Raw genomic sequence first — 6,818 nt, 5'->3', positions numbered from 1 at the left:
AAAGGAGCGCGCAGCGGCGAGTCCGTACGGCGGCGCGCAGCCTGGAAAAGCTAAAACATCGGGGCTTGGGTGTCTGACATGGGAAGCGGGGACAAGACCCGTGACCGGCCAGTCATGGCGTCGATCCGCGGGAACCGCGAATCGACGCCGGTGTCGGCTCAGAGCCGGCGTTTGCGGTTGAGCGTCGGTATGGTGGTTGGTGGGACTTCCACCTGTTTTGCCTGGTCCGAGGTTTGCGCCGCCAGCGCGGCCAGAGTCGGCTGGCTGAACAGCGTTCGCGCATCGACGTGTAGCCCGGCCTGACGCATGCGCGCCACCAGGCTGACCGCCAGCAACGAATGCCCGCCGAGTTCAAAGAAGTGATCGTTGCGCCCGACCTGCTCCAGTTGCAGCACTTCGGCCCAGATCTGCGCCAGCCGGATTTCGACTTCGCCCTCGGGCGCCTCGTAGCGGCGACTGAGCACCGCCTCAGCCCCCGGTGCCGGCAAGGCTTTGCGGTCAACCTTGCCGTTCGGGGTCAGGGGCAATGCGTCGAGTTTTACGTAAGCACCCGGTGCCATGTACTCCGGCAAACGCTCGAGCACATGGGCGCGCAAGGTTTCGATGGGGGGCGCGTCGAAGCCTTCGCGCACGGTGAAATACGCCACCAGCCGCTCGTCCCGCACCAGCACTACCGCTTCACGCACGGCGGGATGCTCGATCAGCCGTGCTTCGATTTCCCCCGGTTCCAGACGCAGGCCGCGCAGCTTGATCTGGAAGTCGTTGCGACCGAGGAATTCGAGGTTGCCGTCCGCCCGGTAGCGCACCAGATCGCCGGTGCGATACAGGCGATCACCGGCCACGAACGGGCTGTCGATGAAGCGTTCGGCCTGCATCTCCGGCAAGCCCAGATACCCCCGCGCGACCCCGACCCCGCCGATGTGCAGGTGACCGCTGACACCGAATGGCACCGGTTGATCGTGGGCGTCCAGCACGTAGAGCCGGGTGTTGCAAATGGCCCTGCCAATCGGTAGCACGGAGTCGGGTACAGGCATGTACGGTTCCAGCGTCCATGCGGAGCTGTCGACCGTGGCTTCGGTTGGACCATAGACATTGTGCAAGCGCACCCATGGCAGTTTTTTGCGCACCGCTTGGGCCAGTGCAGCGGTGAGTTCGCCACCCCCACAAAACACATCAGTGAGAGTGGTGCACTGACTGACATCGTCCAACTCAAGAAACTGTTGTAACAGCGCCGGGACGAATTTGACCACGCTGATCTGCTGCTCGCCGATCGCTTGCGCCAGATAGGCCGGTTCACGATGGCCGCCGGGACGTGCCAGAACCAGTCGCATACCGACTGTCAGCGGCCAGAAAAACTCCCACACTGAGCCATCGAAACTGAACGGTGCTTTCTGCAACAACGCACCATGCGTCCTCGGGGGACTGATCTGCGACCCCCAATGCACCAGATTGCATAACCCCCGATGTTCGATCATCACGCCCTTCGGCGTGCCGGTGGAGCCCGAGGTGTAGATCATGTAGGCCAGGTTTGAAGCGCTCAAACCCGGTACTTGCAGGTTTTCAGTCGATCCGCCCTGCCAGGTGCAGCGGTCGAAATCGATGACCGGCACACCCGGATCGTCCAACAGATTGCGGGTGGCCTCATGCACCAGCACCGCCACCGGCGCGCTGTCCTGCAGCATGTAATGCAGGCGTTCCAGCGGATAGTCGGGATCCAGCGGCACATACGCACCGCCGGCCTTGAGAATGCCGAGCAAGCCGATCACCAGATCCAGGCTGCGTTCGACACAGATCGCCACTCGTGAATCGGGCTGCACGCCTTGCTCGCGCAGATGATGCGCCAGACGGTTGGCCTGTTCGTTCAGTTGTCGATAGGTCAGTTGCTGCTCGCCAGCCTGCAATGCGATGGTGTCGGGTCTGCGCTGTACTTGTTGCTCGAACAACACCTGAAGCGGCTGATCGAGCGGACAATCGACTTCGCTGGCATTGAACTCGACCAGCAGTTGTTCAAGCTCCGCCGCCGGCAGGATCGGCAAGCGATTCAGCGGCTGTTGCGGGGTTTGCTCAAGGGCATCGACCAGTGCCTGCAACGCGCTTTGCACGTAGTCGCCGATGCGCTGCGCACCGATGCTCATCAGGGTTCGCGTGGTGATCTGCAAAGCGCTGCCCAGATCATCGACGCTCAGGGTCATCGGGTAGTTGGTGCGCTCTTCGTTCTCCAGGGTCTGAATGCCTTGCCAGGCTGGCTCCGACGCCGATTCCTGCGCCTCAAGGTCGGTGTGCCGATAGTTGAGCAACGCACTGAACAGCGGTGCCGGTGACGCAACCCCGCTGCAACGCTGGGCCAGCGCCAGTGACGCATGTTCGTGCCCGAGCAAATCGGTCAGTCGGGCGTGGGTGAGCAGCACCGCATCGCGCGCGCCACGGTCCATGTCCACCCGCAATGGCAAGGTGTTGATGAACACCCCGAGCGCCCGATCCGCGCCCTCGCCGCCTTGCATCCGGCCCATAAAAACGCTGCCAAACACCACGTGTTCCTGCCCCGAGGTCGCCGCCAGCACCTGCGCCCAGGCCAGGTGAATCAGGCTGGCCACGCTGACGCCGGCCTGCCGCGCCTGAAGACGCAAGCGCCGATCCAGTTCAGGCGCAAGCGTTCGCACGGCTTCGTCGATACCGCGACCGTCGCCCTGCACATCCTGCAAGCCGAACGGCAAGGTCGGCTCGTCGATGTCGGCGAGCATCTCGCGGAAGAACGCTTCGTGTTCCTGCTCGCTGACACCGAATCGGGTCTGGGCCACGTAATTGCGATACGGCACCGCTGGCGGCAGCGGTTCGCGCTGCCCAAGCAAATTGGCGCGCATTTCATGACGCAGGACTTCCAGCGCGATGTGATCCAGCGCCAGGTGATGAAACAACAGAATCGCCACGATCCGCCCGTGGGCCGGGTCGCGCGCATACATCAGCCGGATCAGCGGCGCCTGACTGACATCGATGCGATACCGCCGGGCATCGAAGCGCTCATGCAGTTGCGCGAGGACATCGCCCTCGACCGGATCAAGATTGACTTCCTGTACCGGCAACTCGGCTTCGCGCCAGACCACCTGCACCGGAGTGGTCAAACCTTCCCAGACCACCGCAGTGCGCAGAATATCGTGGCGCGCCATGACCTGACGCAGCGCCGCCGCATAGGCCTCGACCCGCTCGACGCTGTCGAACGCCAGCTGCGACTGCAGCAGGTACGGATCACCCTGTGCGGCGGTGATGTGGTGATAAAGGATGCCTTCCTGCAACGGCGCCAGCGGATAAATGTCCTGCACGTTGGCCGCCCCACCCGGCACCGTGGCGATGATCCGGTCGAGGGTTGCCTGATCCAGTTGCACCAACGGCAACAGATCCGGGGTGATCTGCGTGCAACCTGGCGCAATACGGTTGGCCGGCACTTCGATCTCGCGACCAGTGCCCACCGATGCGGCCAGTGCCGCCAGCGTCGGCTGGCCAAACAGCACGCGCACATCGCTGCTCATCCCCAGCTGACGCATGCGTTCGATCAGGTTGACCGCCAGCAGCGAGTGCCCGCCCAGTTCGAAAAAGTGATCGTGACGCCCGACATTTTCGACTTGCAGCACCTCGGCCCAGATCTGCGCCAGGAGGATTTCGACGTCGCCTTGCGGGGCTTCATATTCGCGGCGGATCAACGCCTCCGGCCCCGGCGCCGGCAACGCCTGGCGATCCAGTTTGCCGTTGGCCGTCAGCGGCAACGCCGTCAAGCGCACATAGGCCGATGGCAGCATCGCGCTGGGCAGACGGGTCTTGAGGTGAGCATGCAGCTGCGTGATATCCAGCGGCTGGCGTTCGGTGAACCAGGCCAGCAACTGTCCGTCGCGCACCTGCACCACCGCATCGCGCACCGACTCATGGCTGCTCAACGCCGCTTCGATTTCGCCGGGCTCGATGCGCACGCCACGGATTTTCACCTGATCGTCGTTGCGGCCCAGGTACTCGAGGGTGCCGTCCGGGCGCCAGCGTGCGAGGTCGCCGGTGCGGTACATCCGGGCGTTGGGCTGGCGGCTGAAAGGATCGTCGAGAAAGCGTTCGGCGGTCAGCTCCGGCCGGTTGAAGTAACCCCGCGCCACCCCGGCGCCTCCGACGTACAGTTCACCGGCCACGCCAATCGGCACCGGGCGTTGTCGGTCATCCAGCAGATAGGCCGTGGCATTGCTCACGGGTTTGCCGATGTGCAGCGTCCGACCCGGTTCGATTCGCCCCGAGGTCGCGACCACTGTCGCTTCGGTCGGGCCGTAGTTGTTGATCACCGCGAACGTCTGCTGGCGATTGAACTGGCGCAGGCGATCGCCGCCGATCAGCAGTGTGCGCAGGGTCGGGTGTTCGAGGTGACGGCTGAAGGCGTACTCGGCAATCGGGGTCGGCAGGAAACTCACGTCCAGCGGTTGCGCACGCCACCAGTCGAGCAGCGCGTCGATGTCTTCGCCGCCATCACGGGACGGCGCCAGGTGCAGGGTCGCGCCGGCACACAGCGCCGGCCAGACTTCCCAGGCCATGGCGTCGAAACCGAAGCCGGCGAGGCTTGACGTGTGGCAACCGGCGCTCAGGTCAAAGGCCGTGCAATGCCAGTCGACCAGGTTCGATAACGTGTGATGTTCGACCATCACGCCTTTGGGCTGGCCGGTAGAACCGGAGGTGTAGATCACGTAGGCCAGATGTGCAGTGGTCAGCCCCGAAACGTCAGGGTTGAGATCGTTGATCGGCCAGCCGCGCGAATCGATTTCAATCACCGGCACGTCGAGCATCGGCAAACGCTCGCGCAGATCGTGCTGGGTCAGGACCACGGCCGGAGCACTGTCGCGCAATAAATAGCTCAGCCGTTCCGCAGGATGAGCCGGATCGACCGGCACATAACCGGCGCCGGACTTGAGAATCGCCAGCAGCGCGACCAGCGTGTCCAGCCCTCGGCGCGCGACCAGCGCCACGCGGGCGTCGGGTCGAACGCCAAGCCCGATCAAATGATGGGCCAGGGCGTTGGCCTGTCGGTTCAGCTCGGCATAGGTCAGCCGCTGTCCCTGAAGTTCGACCGCTACCGCATCCGGGCGTGTCGCCACTTGCGCTTCGATGCGCTGGTGGATGGTCAGGTTTTGAGGGTATTGCGCGCGTGTGTCATTCCATTGTTGCAGCAACGCCGTTTCGGCCGGCAGGCTCAGGCTGAAATCGCCCACCGCCAGCGCGGGTTCTTCAAGCCCCTGCTCCAGCACCCACAGCAAGCGCCCGCTCAGCGCCGCGATTTCATCGGCGTCAAAGTAGGCCTCGTTGTACACCATGTACAAACTGTCCTCGTAGTCGCCACGGCTGCTCAGCAGGTGCACCGACAACGGCGTGCCCTCTTCGTGGTTCGACACTTTGACCACCCGCCCCTGCGCCTCGCCGTAGCGGTATTCATGCACATCGCGCTCATAGGACACGGTCACTTCGAACAACTGCGAGCGATCCTCGCGCAGCAAGCCGAGGGCACGGTTCATTTCGCTCAAGGGAAAACGCTGATGGCGAAAGTCTTTTTTCAACTCGTCGTGAATCGCCTTGACCAGCGTCTTGAATGACAACTCGCGGCCAAACCCCATGCGCACCGCGCTGACCTGGGTGAACAGCCCCAGGGTCGATTTGAACCGGGCGCCGGAGCGGTTGAGCAGCGGCACGCCCACCACCCATTCGTCACGCTGGGCGCTGCGGCTGAAATACACATGGATCGCTGCCAGCAGCACATGAAACGCCGATGCGCCGTACTCCCGGGCCACCTGTTTCATGCGTTCGTGCAAGCGAGCCGGAAACACTTGCGAGAAAATCCGGGTCGGTGCCGCAGCACTGGCAAAGCGCTCTTGATAACGCGGCAGCAACAGAGGCTCGGGCCGATGTTGGTATTTGTCCAGCCAATACGCCCGGTCACGGGCGTAACGGTCGGACTGAAAATACCGCGCATCGTCACGGATGAAATCGACATAGGACGGCGCCGAATCGGGCGGCAATTGCCCGAGCGCCAGCGCGTTGTAGATCTCGTCGAGGGATTTGAGCATCTCGCCGAAACCCCAGCCATCGACGATCAGGTGGTGGGCCTGGAGTGACAGCCAATGACGGTCGTCATCGAGCCAGAGCAGACGAAACCGGAACAACGGCCCGCCATCCAGCGTAAACAGTTGCTCGATGTTTTCCTGCGTCAGTTGGCGCGCTGCGGCGTATGGATCGGGATGGCTGCGTAAATCGTGTACCGGCATCGGCACCGGCATGGACCGGGCAAAACGTTGCAACGGCAGCCCATCCTCGCCGGCCCCCGGCAGCAGGCTGGTGCGCATCGCGTCATGCCGGGCCACGAGCCCTTCAAGCGCCGCCTGCATCAGCGCCGGATCCAGCGGCCCGGTCAGTTCGACATAGCCACCGATGTTGTACATCGGCGAGTTCCCCTGACGCAGTTGATCAAGCCAGATGTCGCGCTGGGCGGCAGTCAGCGGAAAGGCCTCGGAAATCGCGGACAGACCGTCCGCCGCATCGGCAGCAAATTGGTTCATAAGATCCATCTCACGTGATTTGGCGCGTATTCAAGCATCGGCCCCGAAATCCGCGTGACACGTAAAACCCGGACAGCACTCCCCACTTTGTACAGTTGTGCGAACCAACAGGGCCTGAGAAGTCAGCTAATCCCCTAAAAGTTCGGAAAGAAATGACTGAAAATCCTGTAGGACAATCGCCACACTCGACTACCCGTTAGTGCCCCGCAATGGCGGGGCACCGCGGTCCGAGCCCCGGAATCCGGGGTT

General features: G+C 63.2%; 1 protein-coding gene. It reads right to left on the bottom strand.

Annotated features, from left to right (window positions below; all coding sequences use genetic code 11):
- Nucleotides 1-158 precede the first annotated feature (158 nt).
- The gene (locus tag AC07Y2_RS16815) at nucleotides 159-6,569 is read right to left on the bottom strand and encodes a non-ribosomal peptide synthetase (protein ID WP_103386470.1); all 6,411 of its coding nucleotides are present in this window, start codon (nucleotides 6,567-6,569) and stop codon (nucleotides 159-161) included.
- Nucleotides 6,570-6,818 lie beyond the last annotated feature (249 nt).

The organism is Pseudomonas sp. GW456-12-1-14-TSB6, from assembly GCF_059424205.1.
The sequence above is the reverse complement of the archived record's forward strand: the minus strand, read 5'-3'. Positions and strand labels throughout refer to the sequence as shown.

Excerpts from the sequence above, each read along its gene's own strand:
- AC07Y2_RS16815 (WP_103386470.1), bottom strand. The coding sequence starts at position 6,569 with ATGAACCAATTTGCTGCCGATGCGGCGGACGGTCTGTCCGCGATTTCC.